Here is a 16448-nt window from a genome sequence, read left to right on the forward strand (position 1 = left end):
GTGCTGGACGACAACCCGCCCGCCCCGCCCATCTCGCGGGAGTCGGCTCCGGGGGTGCCCACGGCCGGCCTGCCGTACCCGGAGATGATGCAGTTCCGGGTCGCGGCCGGGAGCGGAGCCGACCGGTTCACCCCTCCCGCGGTGCTCTCGTCCTCGTTCACCCGCCTGACGTACGGCGCGCTGCCCGCGGACCGCTACCACCGGATCGTCGCCACGAAGGTGCTCGGCGGACGGCACGCGGAGATGTGGGAGATGGAGGAGGTGGACGCGGCGTCGGTGAAGGTCCCCTCGGACGGCGTGGTGCAGTTGCGGGGGCCGGACGGCAGGCTGCGGACCTTCAACCGGATCTCCCGCAACCCCGACGACACCGTGAACTTCTACAGCGAGCTGGGCAAGTGCGAGCAGTGGACGTTCATCAACGTCGCCACGGCGCTGCACCCGATGCACATCCACCTGATGCGCTTCCAGATCCTGTCGCGGGACGTCTACGACGTCGGCGGGTTCGACATGAAGCTCTGCGGCACCACCCGTCCCCTCGCGTTCAAGGAGACGGGCGTGGTCGAGGAGGGCGAGAAGGGCTGGAAGGACGTGGTCCGGCTCGGCGACGCGGAGGTCGTGGAGATCGCCGGCAGGTTCGTGGGCGGCACCGGGCGGTACGCCTACCACTGCCACCTGCTGGAACACCAGGACATGGGGATGATGCGGCCGATCATCGTCTTCCCGCCGGGGATCGCGACGATGCGCCTGGCACACCAGCACACCTCCTGATCGACCGGGTGTTCTAGTGTTCCGTTCATGGAATTCCGCCATCTCGGCCGGAGCGGTCTCATGGTCAGTGAGATCAGCTACGGCAACTGGATCACGCACGGTTCCCAGGTTGAGGAGGACGCCGCGCACGCCTGCGTGCGCGCGGCCCTGGACGAGGGCATCACGACCTTCGACACCGCGGACGTCTACGCGGGCACGAGGGCCGAGGAGGTGCTCGGCCGGGCACTGAAGGGCGTGCGCCGTGAGTCACTTGAGATCTTCACGAAGGTCTACTGGCCGACCGGGCCCGGCCACAACGACCGCGGCCTGTCCCGCAAGCACATCATGGAGTCGATCAACGGTTCGCTGCGGCGGCTCGGCACGGACTATGTCGACCTCTACCAGGCGCACCGGTTCGACGTCGAGACGCCGCTGGAGGAGACCCTCCGGGCCTTCGACGACCTCGTACGGCAGGGCAAGGTGCTCTACGTCGGCGTCAGCGAGTGGAGCGCCGACCAGATCTCCCAGGCGTTGAAGATCGCCGAATCGATGGGCTTCGACCGCATCGTCTCGAACCAGCCGCAGTACTCCATGCTGTGGCGGGTAATCGAGGCCGAGGTCGTGCCGCTGAGCGAGCGCGAGGGGATCGGGCAGATCGTGTGGTCGCCCATCGCGCAGGGCGTGCTGACCGGCAAGTACCTGCCCGGGCAGCCGCCGCCCGCCGGCTCGCGGGCCACGGACGCCACCGGGTCGCGGTTCATCGACGACCTCATGGCCGACGAGGTGCTGCGCCGCGTGCAGGAGCTGAAGCCGGTCGCGGCCGACCACGGGCTCACCATGGCCCAGCTCGCCGTGGCCTGGGTGCTGCAGAACCCCAACGTGTCGTCGGCGATCGTGGGGGCGAGCCGTCCCGAGCAGGTCCGCGACAACGTGAAGGCGGCCGGGGTCAAGCTCGACGCCGACACCATGCGCAAGATCGACGAGATCCTCGGCCCGGTGGTCGAGCGCGACCCGGCCAAGACGGTGAGCCCGGCGAGCCGGCCGTAGTCAGCCGCGCGCCGGACGGAGGCGCGGCGCGGATCCCTGCCGGTGGGGGATCCGCGCCGCCCCGTCAGAGCCCGGCGCCGTGCCTGGCGGGCGGGCGGCCCGGCGCCGGGTCAGAAGCGGTCCCAGTCGTTGTCGGCGGCGCGCCACACGTCGATGTTGCGCGGGTCGGCGACCATGCGGCGGGCCCGGTGCGTCTCGTGCTCCTCGGGCGTGAAGACCCGGTGGCCGTCGCACAGCTCGTACCGCGGCCCGTGCTTGGGCTCGAACATGTAGAACGCGATCGACGTGGACGCGGAGTGGTTGACCAGGTCGGAGGCGATCGGCACCTTCTTGTACAGCGCCCGCGCCCGCCCGCGCATGACGTGGTCGAAGCTCTTCATCATGAAGCACAGGTGCGCGACGAAGTACTCCTTGTTCCGCTGCAGCGCGAGGCTGTGGTGGAACCGGTCCTCCGAGCGGAGGAACGCCGAGATGTCGCCGACGTAGTCCGAGACCTGGAAGCCGAGGACCTTGGTGTAGAACTCCAGGCACTCGTCGTACTTGTCCGTGGCGAGGAAGGGGTGCACCAGCTTGAGCGGGCGCAGCTCGACCGTGGGCGGCTCGGCGTACTCCTGGAACTCGGTGAACAGCTCGATGACCAGGCCGTTCGGGTCGCGTACGGCGAAGCCGTCCTGGCACAGGCCCTTCATCCGGTCCTGGAGCGCCAGCACATCCAGGCCGGCGGCGGTGACGCGGTCGCGCAGGTCGGCGAGCACCTCGGCGGACTCGACGCTGAAGCCGACCGCGACGGTGTGCGACGCCGCAAGGCTCGGGTCGCTGATCAGCTCGATGCAGTGGTGCTCGATGTCGGCGCGCAGGTAGGCGTACTCGTCCGTGTGCCGCTCCAGCTGGAGGCCGACGTGGTAGCGCAGGAACTCGATGGTCTCGGCCATGTCCGGGACCAGGATCCGCGCGTACTCCATGCTGTGGGGCCCCCTGCGGCGGGCGCCGTCGGTCGTCATGTCAGTTCCTCATCGGTCGTGGTCGTGGGGGCGCGCACGTCAGTACGCGAAGGTGACGATCGCCTGCCGGTCGATCACCGGGCGCCAGCGCTCGCGGACGAACTCCTCGTGGGAGTCGCTGCCGAGGTAGTCCAGGAGATCCTGCTCGGTGTCGAACTCGACGACGAACCCGTGCGTCATCGTGGTGTCGCGGGTGCTGATGTTGCGACCGCTGGCCCAGTTGCGCATCGTGGGGTATTTCCCCGGGAAGGTGTCCAGCTCCGCGAGGACGGCGGCGACGGTCTCCTCCGGGACGTCGTCGCGGAACCGGAACACCAGCGTGTGCCTGATCATGGACGCCGCCTCAGAGGATGAAGCTCAGCCGGGCGCCCGGGGCCATCGTCTCCGCGGTCGGGATCGACCTGCGGAGCCGGAACCTGAGCCCGTCGTCGTCGACCAGCAGGACGTGCTCGTACCGGCCGACGTACGAGAACTCCTGGTTGTCGCGATAGCGGTGGATGATGAAGTTGGCGGCGACCCAGACCGTCTCGTCCCCCTGCTCCAGGATGATCACGTTGGAGATCATCCGGTGGGTGCGGGAGTGCGGGTTCTCGGCGTGCGCCTTGCGGCTCTTCAGCCGCTTCACCCTGGCCTTGAGCAGGCCGTAGTCGTCGCACATGAAGGCGCCGGCCGAGGAACTGTCCCACCCGTTCCAGTCGGTGGTGGTGACCTCCATCCGGCCGTCCTCTTCGAAGAGGGCCAGCCACTCGTCCAGGCGCCACTCGTCGAGCAGCATCGCCTCCCGGTAGAGGAAGTCCTCGGCTTCCGCCCTGGTCACCGTGCGGCGGCCCATGGTGCTCTCCTTACGCTGATCCATGCTCTCCACCCGTCCCGGCCGCTCAGGCACCCGGGGTTCCGTCGCCCTCGACGCGACGCGACCACTGCCGCCAGAAGCTGCGCATCGCGCCCTCGTCGATGGAGCGACCCTGGTTGCCCTGCTTCTCGTTCGCCATGCCGCGCGACATGTCGCTCCAGTCGTAGGCGGGGTCGGCCGAGTCCGCGGTGGCCTCGATGCCGCGCTGCACCGCCTCGTACGCCTCGATGTCGTCCGGGGTCGCGAGCCCTCCGGGGCCGACGAAGCTGACCATCGTCTTGATGCGCAGCGCCCGGACCTCGTCCGGCTCGCCGGTCTCGACGAACTGCCAGGCCCGCACGTCCGTACGGCCCGCCTCGACCGGCTCGATCTGCCGGATGGTCAGCGCCTCCAGGTCGAACAGCAGCAGGTTGGGGAACACGAACAGGATCCGGCTGGCGTCGGCGACCTCGGCGGCGAGCTCCTTGCCGAGGCGCTCCTCCATCTCCTGCCGCTTGGCGGCCGTGCGCTCCTTCTCCCCCTCGCCGAAGCGCGGCTCCCACACCATGCCGATGCGGCCGTTGTGCCCGGTCAGGATGAGCAGCCCGTGGCCGTCGCCGAGGTCGTAGGCGTACTGGTCGTCGTCGGTGACCGCGAACCCGGTCTCGCGCAGATAGCCCACGAAGGTGTTGTGGGTGGGGGCGAAGTGGTAGCCGTCCATGGCGTTCTCGACGGCGAGCTTCCAGTTGCCCTTGACCGAGTAGAGCTGGACGCCGGGCACGGTCTGCATGCCCTGCGGGCCGATCTTGGCGGTGAGCGACATGTAGTGCGCGGCCTCGCCGAGGTGGGTCAGCAGGTCCGGCACGTCGGGGTCGAACGCGATGAAGACGAAGCCCTCGTGGCTGTCCACGCGCGGGACGGAGCGCAGCCGGTGCCGCTCCTTGAAGCCGGGAACGTCGGCGTACGCCTCGTCGCCGGGCAGCGCGGCCAGCTCTCCGGAGTTGCTGAACGCCCAGGCGTGGTAGAAGCACTGGAAGAACTTGGTGTTGCCCTCGCTGTGCCGGCACAGGACGGTGCCGCGGTGCGTGCAGGCGTTGAAGAACACCTGGATCTTGCCGGAGGAGTCGCGGCAGAAGATGAGCGGTCGGCCGCCGAGCGTCCGGGACTTGAAGTCGCCCGGGTTCGGGATCTCGGTCTCGTGCCCCAGATACAGCCAGGTGTGTCCCCAGATGCGGGACATCTCCTTCTGGAACAGGGCGGGCGACCGGTAGGCCGACCTGTGCACCTTGAACGTCAACGCGTCCCAGTCCTCGTGGACGAGGGAGCGGTTGGGCGTTCCACCGGGGTCCGTATGTGTCAACTGCGTCATCGCCGCGGTCTGGCCCTTCTTGCGATTTGAGCGAGAATTCGAGATACCGTCTCGCAATGTGATGCTGGCCCGGAGCCTCGTGGAATGTCAAGAGGGTCCGGCTCATCCCGGTCCAGGGGAAATCCACCCCGCAAAGGCCGCAGCCCGGACACGTCCGCCACGGCGCGAGAGCGCAGGACCCGGGGAACGGACGCGACGCACGGGCACGCTCGCGCCCACCGCGCCCTGGCGCGTTCATCCCAGCGGCCGAGGACGAGCGTACGTGGCGTCAAGAAGCACGCCACAGCCGCCGGGACGGCGCCACGGGCGGGCCGCCCCCGCCGGCCGGTCACATGCGGTCGGCGTGGGCGGCCGGTCACTTACCGGGGGTGCCGGTCAGGGGCCTTCCGGGAGCCAGACGGCGTCGCGGAAGTCCGCGCGCGGCGGCGCGAAGACGTCCACGTTGACGCACGGCCCCTCGACGGGCTCGATGTAGTGCTCGGCCCCCTTGGGCACCAGCAGCATCGAGCCCGGCCCGAGGTCGTGGCCCACGCCGTCCACGTAGTACGTGCAGCGCCCCTGGTGGATGAGCACGAGCTGGTCGAAGTCGTCGTGGCGGTGCGGGTTGAGGGTCATCCCGACGGCCAGCTCGTGCCAGGCGAGCATGACCTCGTCGGTGGAGTACACCTTGCGCCGCACGCCCGGGCGGATCTCGGTCGCGGGAATGTCGTCCCAGTTCACCGCGACGCCGTACAGGTGCTGGTTGAACATGGTCGTTCCTTTCTCGGCGTCCTTCACGGGGCTGCCGGTTCCGGGCCGGGCAGGTCGCGCGCGACGGCCGCGGTGGCGCGCAGCGCGGATCCGAGGAACTGCAGGTCGGACCCGGCGATGATGTACGCGGCGGAGTCGAGCCCGGCCGCGCCGATCAGCGCGGCCTCCGGGCGGGCCACCCAGCCGCCGAAGGCCGTGCCCGCCGCGCGGGCGGCCGCGGCGATCTCGGCGACCCGCGCCGCGAGCGCCGTCTGGTCGGCGGCCCCGGCGAGGCCGAGGCCGACCGCGAGGTCGGTGGTGCCGACGAAGGCGACGTCGAGGCCGCGGACGAGCTCCACGAGCGGGTCGCGGGTCGTCGCGGTCTCGATCTGCCCGACGAGCAGCGGCCGGTCACGCTCCTCGGCGGCCAGGTACGCGGCCAGGTCGGCCGCGCCGAAGCCCGCCGCCGGATGCGCCAGGCTGACGCTGCGCTCGCCGTACGGCGCGTACCGCGTGGCCGCGACCAGGGCGGACGTCTCGGCGGCGCGGGTCAGCATCGAGAGCTGGACTCCGGCCGCGCCGCTCTCCAGCACGCGATTGATCCACGCCGGGTCCACCGAGGGCACCCGGACCAGGGCGGGCAGCCCCGTGGCCGCGGCGTGCCGTACCAACGCGAGGACGGTCTCGTCGGTGAGGGCGGAGTGCTCGCCGTCCACCACGACGAAGTCGAACCCGGCCTGGCGGGCCAGGTCCACGCAGTCGATCGTCGGCAGCTTGACGAAGGTGCCGGTGATCCGGCGCCCGGCGGCGAGCGCGGCCCGCAGCCGCCGCCGGGCGTCCGTCACCGGGGTGGCCCAGGTCACCGGGATCCGGCCGGCTCCGCCGCCAGGCCGCGCCACGGGGTCGGCTCGACCTTGCGGCCCTTGTGCAGGATGAGGGCGGGCTCGAGCCGGGGCGCGACGATCGAGTTGCCCGCCGCGTCGGGCAGCACCGTCTCGTCGGTCTCAGCGAGCACCGTGACGTGGGCGGGGCCCCCTTCGACGAGGGTTCCGTACCCCTCGGTGTCGAGGCCGAGGACGCGGGCGGGGGCGATCGTCATGCGCGGCGCGATCTCGTCCATCGGCATGCCGAGCGCGAGCAGCTTGGCCGCGCTGGTGACCAGGTCGAACACCGGTCCGCGCCAGTTGCGTCCGCTGGTGTCGGAGGTGAGCAGGTCCGGGAGGAAGCCTTCGGCGATGGCCCGCCGGGCGACCTCGAAGCTGAGGTTGCTCTTGCCGTGCGCGCTGTCGAACAGCACGCCGCGCGCCCTGGCCTCCTGCACGGCGGGGATGACCTTGCCGTCGTCGAGGATGCCGTGCGGCTTGCCGGTGTAGCAGTGGGCGACGATGTCACCGGCGCGGAGCATCGGCAGCACGTCGGGCAGCGGCTCCTCGGTCTCACCGATGTGGACCATGAGGGGCAGGCCCGCCTCGTCGGCGAGTTCGAGCGACGTCTTCAGCAGGGACCGCCAGGCCGGGCCGACGACGTCCTCCGACAGCCGGATCTTGAAGCCGCGCACCACACCCGGGTTCTCCCTGGCCACGGCCAGCGCGTCCTCCGGGACCAGCGTCGCGGGGTTCAGCAGCTCTCCGAACCGGAAGTCGATCAGGCCGAGCACCGACACGTTGAGGAAGTTCACCAGCCGCATCTCGGCCCGGCCGACCACGTACGCGTCGAAGGCGGCGAACGTGGACGCGCCGACCGTGCCCGCGTCGGCGGCGGCGACCACTCCCCTGCGCAGGTGGGCCTCGTCCGGCGGCGCCCCCACCTTCGACACGTTCTCGAAGATGTGGGTGTGGCCCTCCACCAGGCCGGGGAGCACCCAGCGGCCGGAGCAGTCCACGACCTCCCGCGCCCGGTCCTTGGCGTCCTGGTCGAGGGACGGCGCGATCCGCGCGACCCGGTCGCCCGAGATCGCCACGTCGGCCACCGCGGACGTCCCCGCCTCGGTGTCGAAGACGGTGCCGTTCGTCAGGACGAGATCGTAGGAAACATCTGTCTCGGTCATCGAATCTCCTTGAGCGTGGAGACCCCGGCCTGTGGACGGGGGAGCCGGCGCGGCACGGTGCCGCGCGGCGGATGCGGAAAAGGCGAGTGACCCCGACGGGGCGTCGGGAAGCGGGCGAGGTCAGGAGTGGCCGGGAAGCGCCCGGTATCGGGTGCGCAGGGGCAGCACCCCCGGCACGGTGATCTCCACCTCGTCGCCCGCGCCGAGGAAGACCCGGCGGTCCTGACCCGTGCCCGCCGGGGTGCCGGTCAGCACCACGTCTCCGGGCTCCAGCACGGCGAAGTGCGAGATCCGCGAGACCAGGTCAGGCACCGGGAAGATCAGCTCGGCCGTGCTGGAGTCCTGGTGGACGACACCGTTGACGGTCCCGCGGACGGCGATGTCCTCGGGGTCGGGCACCGCGGACAGGTCGAGCACCGAGGCGCCGAGCGCGCCGAAGCCGGGGAAGCTCTTGGCCAGGGACGGCGTGCCGGTGGCCACCATGACGTCGCGGGCGGTCATGTCGTTCGCGGCGGTGACGGCGGCGAGGTGCTCCCACACCTGCTCGGGCCGTACGCGGGACATGCGGCGGCCGACGACGAAGGCGACCTCGGCCTCGTAGTCGATCTGGCTGGACCGGTCCTGCGGCAGCTCGACCTCCGCGCCCGGCGCCGACACGGCGGACAGGGCGCGCAGGAAGAGGATCGGCTCATCCGGCACCGGCCGCCCGGTCAGCTCGGCCTTGGAGTGGTAGTTCAGTCCGACGCCCCAGATCGCCCGCGTGCGGGCCAGCGGCGCCAGGAGCTCTCCTTCGAGGTCGGCCAGCGGAAGGCGGCGCAGCTCCCGCGCCCGCCGGGCGGGCGCGAAGCCCTCGCCCAGGGCGAGGAGTTCGGCGACGTCGCCGTACGGCAGGTCGAGGAGGACGACCTCCTGGTCCTCGACGCGGGCCAGCCCGCCGGGGGTGGCCACCAGGTTGAGCGCGGTCATCGGGCCGCCGCCGTGGACCGGCCGTACGCCGGGGTGAGGGGGACGGTGATCAGGGCCACGAGGGCGCCCACGCGTCCGGTTCGCATGCAGGCTCCTTGGTTCCCGTCGCCGCCCACGCCCACCGCCGTCGGAAAGCGGAGCCGTTCGGCGGTACGGGCGTGGGCGACCGGGAGGGGGGTTGGAGGGATACGCACGAACGTAAGAGGAAGATTCCACCCATGTCAATATGCGAAACAATATCTCGCATTACGTCACACAGCAGAAGCGGAGCGGCGGAACCACGCACGGGGTGGACGGGAAGCACGCCGACGGCGATCGCCATGGGCAGGACAGAGGGCGTGACAGCGACGGCGCGCCGGAACAGCCACCCGCCGCAGCGCAGCGCCGTAACCAGCGGCGGTGGAGGCGGTGCCGACCGGCAGGCCAAGCGGGTGTGGAGCCGGTGCAGGCAGGTGGACCAGGAGAGCGTGAAGGCGGTGCAGGCCCGGGGTCAGGCAGGCGTGGAGGCGGTGCCGCCCAGTTCGGCGGACAGGCGGTGCGAGAGGGCGCGCAGCGCCTCCGTCACCTGGTGCTCGGTCTCTCCGGCCAGGGCGGCCACCGTGCTCACCACCGCCATCGAGGCGACGATCTGGTCGCCCTCGAAGATCGGCGCGGCGATCACCCGCACGCCGTGGTCGGCGGGCGAGTTGACCGCGACGCCGGTGCGCCGCACCTCGTCGATCAGATCGCGCAGCTCGGGCGTGGTACGGAGTTTGCGCGCCAGCCCGGGAACCTCCCCCACCGGCAGGTACGCGCAGAAGACGCGGCCCTGTGCCGAGCGGAGCAGGTCGAGGGTGGAGCCGGTGCGCACGCTGAGCCGGATGTCGCCGTCGGTGTTGTCCACGCAGCGCACGACGACCGGGCTCTCGCCGTTCCAGACGCTGAGCACGGCGGTCTGGTTGGTCTCTCGGACCAGCAGGTCGAGGTACGGCCCGGCCGCGGCGGCGATGGGCAGCCCGGCGCGGGCGGCCGCCTCCAGGGCGAGGATCTCGGGCCCCAGCGTGTAGGTCGCCTGCTGGGCGTCGTACCGGAGCAGGTTGGCCGCCCGCAGCGCCCGCGTGTAGCGGTGCGCGGTGGGCTTGCTGGTGCCGAGGCGGGCGGTGATCTCGCTCAGGCTGAGCCGGGGGCGTTCGACGGTGAACGCGCTCAGGATCAGCGCCGCGCGCCGTACGGTCTGGATCGCGGGGGCCTCGTCGTTCGCTTCGGGCGACGCACCGGACTGGTTCGCGTCGTCGCGCCGCCCTGGCCCCGGCATCCCGTCTCCTCCGTCGAGTACCCCTTACGTCGGATGGGACTCTATCCAGGGACGCGCCGGAACGCATGCGACTTGACGTTCAACCTCGGAATCAACGCGACATTCACACCGCATCCGACGAATGCCCCGGAACCGTGCTGAACGCCGGGTTGATGAGCGGCGCCAGGTTATTGACCGCCGCGGCGGCCTCTCCGAACCCGACGGAGATCAGCCGGACCTTCCCGTCGTAGTCGCTGATGTCGCCGGCGGCGAAGACCCGCTCCAGGTTGGTCCGCATGGACCGGTCGACCAGGACGTGCCGCTTGCGCAGGTCGAGGCCCCACTTCTGGACCGGGCCGAGGTCGGCGATGAAGCCGAGCGCGGCCACGACGGTCTGCGCGGGCAGGGTGATCCGCTCGCCGCCCCGGACCCGCTCGACGGTCACCTCGCCGATCCCGTCGCCGCCGGTGATGTCGGCCACCTCGAACGGCGTGAGCACCCGTACGGACGACGCGCGCAGCCGGGTGACGCTGTGCTCGTGGGCGCGGAAGGCGTCCCGGCGGTGGACCAGCGTGAGCGACCGGGCGATCGGCTCCAGGGCGAGCGCCCAGTCCACGGCCGAGTCGCCGCCGCCGACCACCACCACGTCCTGGCCGGCCAGCTCGTCCAGCTTCCGGACGAAGTAGCGCAGGCCGCGCCCGAGGTACTCGCTGCCCACGGGCAGTTCCCTGGGGGTGAAGGTGCCGATGCCGCCGGTGAGCAGCAGCGCCTTGGCCCGCACCCGGGTGCCCGCGTCGGTGACGACCTCGACCGCGTCGGCGTCGTGCCGCAGTTCCAGGGCGCTCTCCCCCAGCAGGTAGAGCGGCTCCGCCTGGCTCGCCTGGGCGACCAGGGCGTCGACCAGCGCCTGTCCCTTCACGGCCGGATATCCGGCGATGTCGAAGATGTCCTTCTCGGGGTACAGCGCGGCCACCTGGCCGCCGGGCTCCGGCAGGGAGTCGATCACGGCGACGGACATGCCGCGAAACCCGGCGTAGTAGGCGCCGTACAGCCCGGCGGGGCCGGCGCCGACGATGACCAGGTCCACCTCGTGAACCGGGCGTGGCCCGCCGCTCTCTCCCGGCTCGCCGATGCCGTACGCGTCGGAGGCGGTCACGACGGGTCCCCGGAGACGGCGGGGTGATCGGCCCCCGTCCGGCCGACTTTGCGCGCACCCCCGGGGGAGCCGAGGTCGGCGAAGAACTCGGTGTTGATCTGGGCGAATCCGGCCAGGTTCGGCGGCAGGTCCTCGTGGTGGTAGATCGACGTCACCGGGCAGACCGGTTCGCATCGGCCGCAGTCCACGCACTCGTCCGGATGGATGTACATCATCCGGTCTCCCTCGTAGATGCAGTCGACCGGGCACTCCTCGACGCACGATTGGTCCTGCACGTCCACGCACGCGTCGGTCACGACGTAGGCCATCAGTCCTCCTGGGATGGGCGCCCGCGCGGGAACGGGGGGACGCGCGAGCCGTTGGCCGAAGGCCCGCCGGCAGAAGGGCGGGCCGGGAGCGGCGGGAGCCGTGGGAATCCGGTTGGCCTGCGGAATCGGCCTCTCCACCGACGTGAGGGAACAGTAGGTTCCGGCCGAGAACGTTGTCAAGATGCGAGATGCCATCTTGGATTGAGTTACCATCAGTGCGATGCGGGCCGCCCGCCCCATCGCGGAGCCCGAGCGGAACTCTGGAGAGCCCGTGACGACCGACCCCTTGGAAGGCCTGCGGAGCGCCGCGCACGGCGCGATCGACGGCGAGCGGATCGTCGAGGCGGTGCGGCTGCTCGCCGCCGGCCCGAGCCCGCGTGGAGGCGAGCGCGCCGCCGCCGACCGGCTCATGGAGTGGGCGCGGACGCGGTGGCCCCGAATCTCGTGGCGTCGCGACGCGATCGGGGCCGCGGGCGCCAATCTCGTGGCCACATCCGCCCAGGGAGATGCCGGCCACCCCCCAGGCGGCCGGGAACTGCTCGTCTACTCCCACCTGGACACGTCCCTGCCCGGCGACCCGGAGCGGGACCGGTGGACGACGGGGGTCGACGCTCCCCCGGCCCCGCTGAGCGTGGACCACGAGTCGGGCACGCTCACGGGGTTCGGCCTCGGCGTGGCGCGGGCCCCCGCCGCGGCCGCGCTCGCCGGGTACGCGGCCGCCGTGGCGGCACTGCGGGACGCGGGCGTCCCCCACCGGCTCACGCTGCTGCTGGCCGGCGGCGGCACGCACGCCTCCCCGTTCGCGGCGACCCCGGAGTCGGCCGCGCCGGTCGGCGTCGAGGAGTACCTCCGCTCCGGCCCGCGCCCGGACGCCGCCGTCGTGGCCAAGTGCGGCCCGCCCGGAATCCTGTACGAGGAGCCGGGGGCGGCCTTCGTCCGGGTGCGGCTGGGCACCGCGTACCGTCCCGTGCTGGCCAGGGACGCCGCGCCGCCGGCCGGCGGGCTGATCGCGCACCTCGGCGAGGTGATCGGCGTCCTGGAGCGGTGGCGGGAACGGCACGTCGCCGCCCGCGCCGGGGTCGGCGGCCAGATCGCGGCCGAGGCCGGGATCGGCGCGGTACGCGGCGGCCTGGCGGCCAAGCCGGATCTGCTGCCCGGCGTCGTCGAGCTGCACCTCTACCTGGTCACCGTGCCCGGGGACGACGTCGCGCGGATCGCCGACGACATCCGGGCCGCGCTGGAGACCGGCCTGCGCGGCGGCCCGCTGGAGGGCTGCGCGCTGTCCGTGGCGGCCCGGACGGCCCACCCCTCGGGCGCGACGCCGCAGGACGCGTCCGTCGTACGGCACGCCGCCGCCGCGTGGGCCCGCGAGCACGGGGCCGCGCCCCCGCCCATCTCGGGCTGGAAGGGCTCGACCGACGGCGTGGTGCTGCGCGGCCACGGCGTCCCCACCGTGCGGGTCGGCCCCGCCGTACGCGCCGATCCGGCAGACCCTCGGAGAGATGTCATCGAGTTGGACACTTTGCTGCGATTCGCCCGGATTTATAGCGACATCGTCGTGCGGCATGTCGTTTACGGCGAATCAGTCATCGAAACGTCTCACTCCTGAGAAGATCGTCGTCGCCGGACAGCTCCGTTCCATCCCGTGGAAGCATCTCCAAACCAAGACGATGTCTCGGAAAATGGAACGAGCGTGTCCCCGGGCCACCACCCCGACACAAAGGAAGCCACATGGGTGACGAGACCACGCCTGCCGCTCCCGGCGCAGGGGCCGAGCGGGCGGCTCCGGCGATCCAGACCGTCCAGCGCGCGGCCATGATCCTCAGCGCGTTCACGGTCAGCCGTCCGCAGCTCAGTCTCAACGAGCTGACCGCCAGCCTGGGCACCAGCAAGGCGACCGCGCACCGGTACACGAAGGCGCTGCGCGAGAGCAACCTGCTGCGCTACGACGAGCGCGAGGCGCTGTACTCGCTGGGCCCGCAGATCCTGACGCTGTCGGCCGCCGCGCGGGCCGGGATGCCGGTCATCGGCATCGCCGGGCCGTACATGCAGCGGCTGGTACGCGAGATCGACGAGACCGTGGTGCTGAGCGTCTGGGACGGCGACAGCGCGGTGGTGGTGCGGGTGGACGACAACACCGACCGCGTCATCCGGGTCAGCGTGCGCACCGGGACCCGGCTGTCGCGCACGGAGTCGGCGCAGGGCCGGGTCTTCTGCGCGTTCCTGCCGGAGGGCGAGGTGCCGGGGCTGGCGAAGGAGCTGGCGGCGTCCACGGAGCTGCGGCGGGAGCTGGAGCGGATCCGCGAGGAGAAGATCTCGGCCAACACACCGTCGGTGAACGGCGTGCGCACCATCGCCGCCCCGGTCTTCCGGGACCGGATCCCGATCGCCACGATGGCCGTCGTGGCGACCACGGACTCGGTGCCGCCGGGCAGCGGCTCCCCCGCCGCCGAGGCGCTCAAGCGCGTCACCGCCGAGATCACCGCGGAACTCGGGAGGGAGAGCCACCTCCCGGACGGCACGGCATGAGCGTCGGCTCGGCCACCTGAGCCTCAGTTACCTGAGCCTCGGCTACCTGAACGGTGTCACCGTCGGCGTCTCCGACACCGACGGTGACAAACCGGATCGAGCCGAGCTTCTCCCCGTACTTCGGCGGGGAGAAGCTCTGCGGCTACACGACGGCGGGCCGCCGGCCCGGAGAGATCGTCTGATCTCCGGTCGTCACAGATCCAGCACGAGCTTCGGCGACGTCGCGCGGCCGACGCAGATCATCATGGTCCGGCCGGACTCCCGCTCCTCGGGCGTGAGCAGCGAGTCCCGGTGCTCCGGGGTCCCGGCGAGGACCCGCGTCTCGCAGGCCCCGCAGTACCCCTTCTCGCAGTCGTAGGAGAGGCCGGGAACGGCCTCGCGCACCGCCTCAATGAGGCGCTGGTCCTCCCTGACCCGCACCGTGTGGCCGGAGCGCGCGAGATGGACGTCGAACGCGATGTTGTCGGCCGGATCGAACGCCGCCTCCAGGTCGTCGCCGGCTGCGAACCGCTCGATGTGCAGCCGGTCGGCGAGGCCGCGGCGGGCGCAGTCGCGCTCGACCGCCTCGATCATCCCGGCGGGACCGCAGCAGTAGATCGCGGTGCCCGGCCCGGCCGAGGAGAGGATCGCGTCGAGGTCGGGCAGCCCGCACTCGTCCTGCGGCAGCAGCGTGACCCGCTCTCCCGCGTGCTCCACCAGCTCGTCCCGGAACGCCATGGACGAGCGGGACCTGCCGCCGTAGACGGCGCGCAGGGCGGCCCCGTCGCGGGCGATGGCCCGGACCATGGCGAGGATCGGGGTGACGCCGATGCCCCCGGCGAGGAACAGGTAGTCCTCGGCGGGCACGAGCGGGAAGTGGTTGCGCGGCCCCTTCACCGTGAGGGTCACGCCCTCCCCGGCCAGGTCGTGCAGCTCGGCCGAGCCGCCGCGCCCGGCGTCCTCCCGGAGGACGGCCACGCGGTAGGTGGCGCGGTCGTCCGGGTCGCCGCAGAGGGAGTACTGCCGGATGCGGCCCGAGGGAAGGCGGAACTCCAGGTGCGCGCCGGGCGCCCACGCGGGCAGCTCCGCGCCGTCCGGCGCGGCCAGCGTCAGCGACAGCACTCCGTCGGCGACGGTCTCCGCCGCCGTGACGACGACGTCGAACGGCGTCGCCTGCTGGAAGGCCGCCGGAGCGACCCCGGAGGCCGGCGTGCCCAGGCGGGCGCCGGGCGTGAAGACGGCGGGGATGGCGTCCCAGCCGGACTGGTTGCCCCGGGTGGGATAGGCGACCAGGCCCTCCTCCAGGACCGTGAAGTCGGGCAACCGGGTGAGGACCTGGGTGATCATCTCCCGGAACATGGCGCGGGCCAGGTGCGCGCCGGCGCAGCGGTGCGTGCCGATGCCGAAGCTGAGGTGGCGGGTGGCGTCCCGGTCCAGCCGGATCTCCTCCGGGTCGGAAAAGACGGCCGGGTCGTGGTTGGCCGCCACCCACGGGATCAGCACCCGCTCGCCCGCGCGCACCGGGCAGCCGCCGATCTCGGTGTCGGCCAGGGCCGTACGCGCCATCGACTGGGAGGGCGCGAACGCGCGGAGGAACTCCTCGGTGGCCGTCTCCAGCAGGTCGGGCGACTCGATGAGCCGGCGGCGCTGGTCGGGGTTCCGGCTCAGGTGCACGAGGACGGAACCGGTCAGCGACGTGGTGGTGTCCACGCCTCCGGCGATGAGGAGGCCGATCACGGAGACGAGCTCGTCCTCGCCGAACGGCTCTCCGTCCGGGCGGCGTTGCGTGACGAGGCGGCTCACTCCGTCGTCGGCCGGCTCCTCGCGGCGGAGCCGTACCAGCTCGCGGATGCGGCGCTCCATGTGGGCGAGGCCCTCGGCGCCGCGGCGGGCCCGCTCGCTGTCGGCGGGCGCGGCGAAGATGTCGTGGATGGGACCGGCCAGCGGGGCCCAGTCCTCCTCGGGGAAGCCGAGCCAGTCGAGGGTGACCGCGGCGGGCAGCGGGTTGGTCAGGTCGCGGACGAAGTCGGCCGAGCCCAGCTCGACGAACTCGTCCACGATCCGGGTCGCGTGCCGGGCGATCATCGGCCGGAGCCGCTCGACGGCGTCGGGGGTGAGCAGCGGGTTGATGAGGTCGCGGTACCGCGTGGAATCCGGCGGGTCCAGCTCGATCGGGTACTGCTCGAGGCCGGGCCCGCTCGGGATCACGATCGCGACGCGGTCCGGGCCGGCGGCGGCCCGCGAGGAGGAGAAGGCCCCGTCGTCGCGGGCCACGCGGACCACGTCGGCGTAGCGGGTCGTGAAGACGTAGCCGCCGTGGGCCGCCGTACGGCCGACCGGGCACGCTTCACGGAAGGACGCGTAGTAGGCGACCGGATCCTCCGTGCAGAGGGCGGAGTGGTGGTCGAAGTCAACCTGTCGGGTCATGATGCACAGGCCCCACATACATGGACGACGCGCGGTGT

The 16448-nt window shown here is 71.9% G+C and carries 16 protein-coding genes; 4 read left to right on the forward strand and 12 right to left on the reverse strand.

The annotated features are described in order from the left end of the window. The coding region (locus AWQ68_RS06445; protein WP_169808866.1) for a multicopper oxidase domain-containing protein at positions 1 to 768 on the forward strand (768 nt) is incomplete at its 5' end. Between the two features lie 27 nt (positions 769 to 795). Next, positions 796 to 1794, forward strand: a complete 999-nt coding sequence (locus AWQ68_RS06450; protein ID WP_066936156.1) for an aldo/keto reductase family protein — start codon at positions 796 to 798, stop codon at positions 1792 to 1794. Between the two features lie 110 nt (positions 1795 to 1904). On the opposite strand, the gene AWQ68_RS06455 is transcribed toward AWQ68_RS06450, so the two are convergent. From AWQ68_RS06455 to fdxA, 11 genes are all read right to left on the reverse strand, one after another. Next, positions 1905 to 2795: a VOC family protein gene (locus AWQ68_RS06455; protein WP_066936159.1), complete on the reverse strand. Its 891-nt coding sequence runs from the start codon at positions 2793 to 2795 to the stop codon at positions 1905 to 1907. Between the two features lie 39 nt (positions 2796 to 2834). Then, complete coding sequence (locus AWQ68_RS06460) at positions 2835 to 3128, reverse strand: Dabb family protein (protein WP_066936161.1); 294 nt, start codon at positions 3126 to 3128, stop codon at positions 2835 to 2837. Between the two features lie 10 nt (positions 3129 to 3138). After that, on the reverse strand, positions 3139 to 3651 hold the full coding sequence (locus tag AWQ68_RS06465) for an aromatic-ring-hydroxylating dioxygenase subunit beta (RefSeq protein ID WP_066936164.1): 513 nt from the start codon (positions 3649 to 3651) through the stop codon (positions 3139 to 3141). Between the two features lie 22 nt (positions 3652 to 3673). Then, positions 3674 to 4996 (reverse strand): aromatic ring-hydroxylating oxygenase subunit alpha, encoded by a 1323-nt coding sequence (locus AWQ68_RS06470; RefSeq protein ID WP_066936167.1) that lies wholly within the window; start codon positions 4994 to 4996, stop codon positions 3674 to 3676. 375 nt (positions 4997 to 5371) lie between these two features. Then, positions 5372 to 5746 (reverse strand): AraC family ligand binding domain-containing protein, encoded by a 375-nt coding sequence (locus AWQ68_RS06475; RefSeq protein ID WP_066936170.1) that lies wholly within the window; start codon positions 5744 to 5746, stop codon positions 5372 to 5374. A gap of 23 nt (positions 5747 to 5769) precedes the next feature. Beyond that, positions 5770 to 6588 carry an aldolase/citrate lyase family protein gene (locus AWQ68_RS06480; protein WP_169808867.1) on the reverse strand — a complete coding sequence of 273 codons (819 nt, stop codon included), beginning with the start codon at positions 6586 to 6588 and terminating at the stop codon, positions 5770 to 5772. Next, a complete protein-coding gene (locus AWQ68_RS06485; protein WP_066936175.1) occupies positions 6585 to 7772 on the reverse strand; it encodes an amidohydrolase family protein in 1188 nt (395 codons plus the stop codon). Before AWQ68_RS06485 ends, AWQ68_RS06480 begins: the two co-directional genes overlap by 4 nt. A 120-nt stretch (positions 7773 to 7892) precedes the next feature. Beyond that, positions 7893 to 8738 carry a fumarylacetoacetate hydrolase family protein gene (locus AWQ68_RS06490; protein WP_066936178.1) on the reverse strand — a complete coding sequence of 282 codons (846 nt, stop codon included), beginning with the start codon at positions 8736 to 8738 and terminating at the stop codon, positions 7893 to 7895. A 490-nt stretch (positions 8739 to 9228) separates the two neighbouring features. Beyond that, entirely contained in the window at positions 9229 to 10032 is an 804-nt protein-coding gene (locus tag AWQ68_RS06495; protein ID WP_066936180.1) for an IclR family transcriptional regulator, read from the reverse strand. Between the two features lie 103 nt (positions 10033 to 10135). After that, entirely contained in the window at positions 10136 to 11167 is a 1032-nt protein-coding gene (locus tag AWQ68_RS06500) for an NAD(P)/FAD-dependent oxidoreductase (RefSeq protein ID WP_218006779.1), read from the reverse strand. Beyond that, positions 11164 to 11475 carry a ferredoxin gene (fdxA, locus tag AWQ68_RS06505; RefSeq protein WP_066936183.1) on the reverse strand — a complete coding sequence of 104 codons (312 nt, stop codon included), beginning with the start codon at positions 11473 to 11475 and terminating at the stop codon, positions 11164 to 11166. Before fdxA ends, AWQ68_RS06500 begins: the two co-directional genes overlap by 4 nt. Positions 11476 to 11695: 220 nt before the next feature. On the opposite strand from fdxA, the gene AWQ68_RS06510 reads away from it, so the two are divergent. Beyond that, on the forward strand, positions 11696 to 13084 hold the full coding sequence (locus AWQ68_RS06510; RefSeq protein ID WP_066936186.1) for a M20/M25/M40 family metallo-hydrolase: 1389 nt from the start codon (positions 11696 to 11698) through the stop codon (positions 13082 to 13084). A 122-nt stretch (positions 13085 to 13206) separates the two neighbouring features. After that, entirely contained in the window at positions 13207 to 14004 is a 798-nt protein-coding gene (locus tag AWQ68_RS06515; protein WP_066936189.1) for an IclR family transcriptional regulator, read from the forward strand. A 192-nt stretch (positions 14005 to 14196) separates the two neighbouring features. On the opposite strand, the gene AWQ68_RS06520 is transcribed toward AWQ68_RS06515, so the two are convergent. Further along, entirely contained in the window at positions 14197 to 16410 is a 2214-nt protein-coding gene (locus tag AWQ68_RS06520; protein ID WP_157544973.1) for a cytochrome P450/oxidoreductase, read from the reverse strand. Positions 16411 to 16448: the final 38 nt, after the last annotated feature.

The organism is Microtetraspora fusca (assembly GCF_001570365.1).
GTDB classification, from domain to species: Bacteria; Actinomycetota; Actinomycetes; order Streptosporangiales; family Streptosporangiaceae; genus Microtetraspora; species Microtetraspora fusca.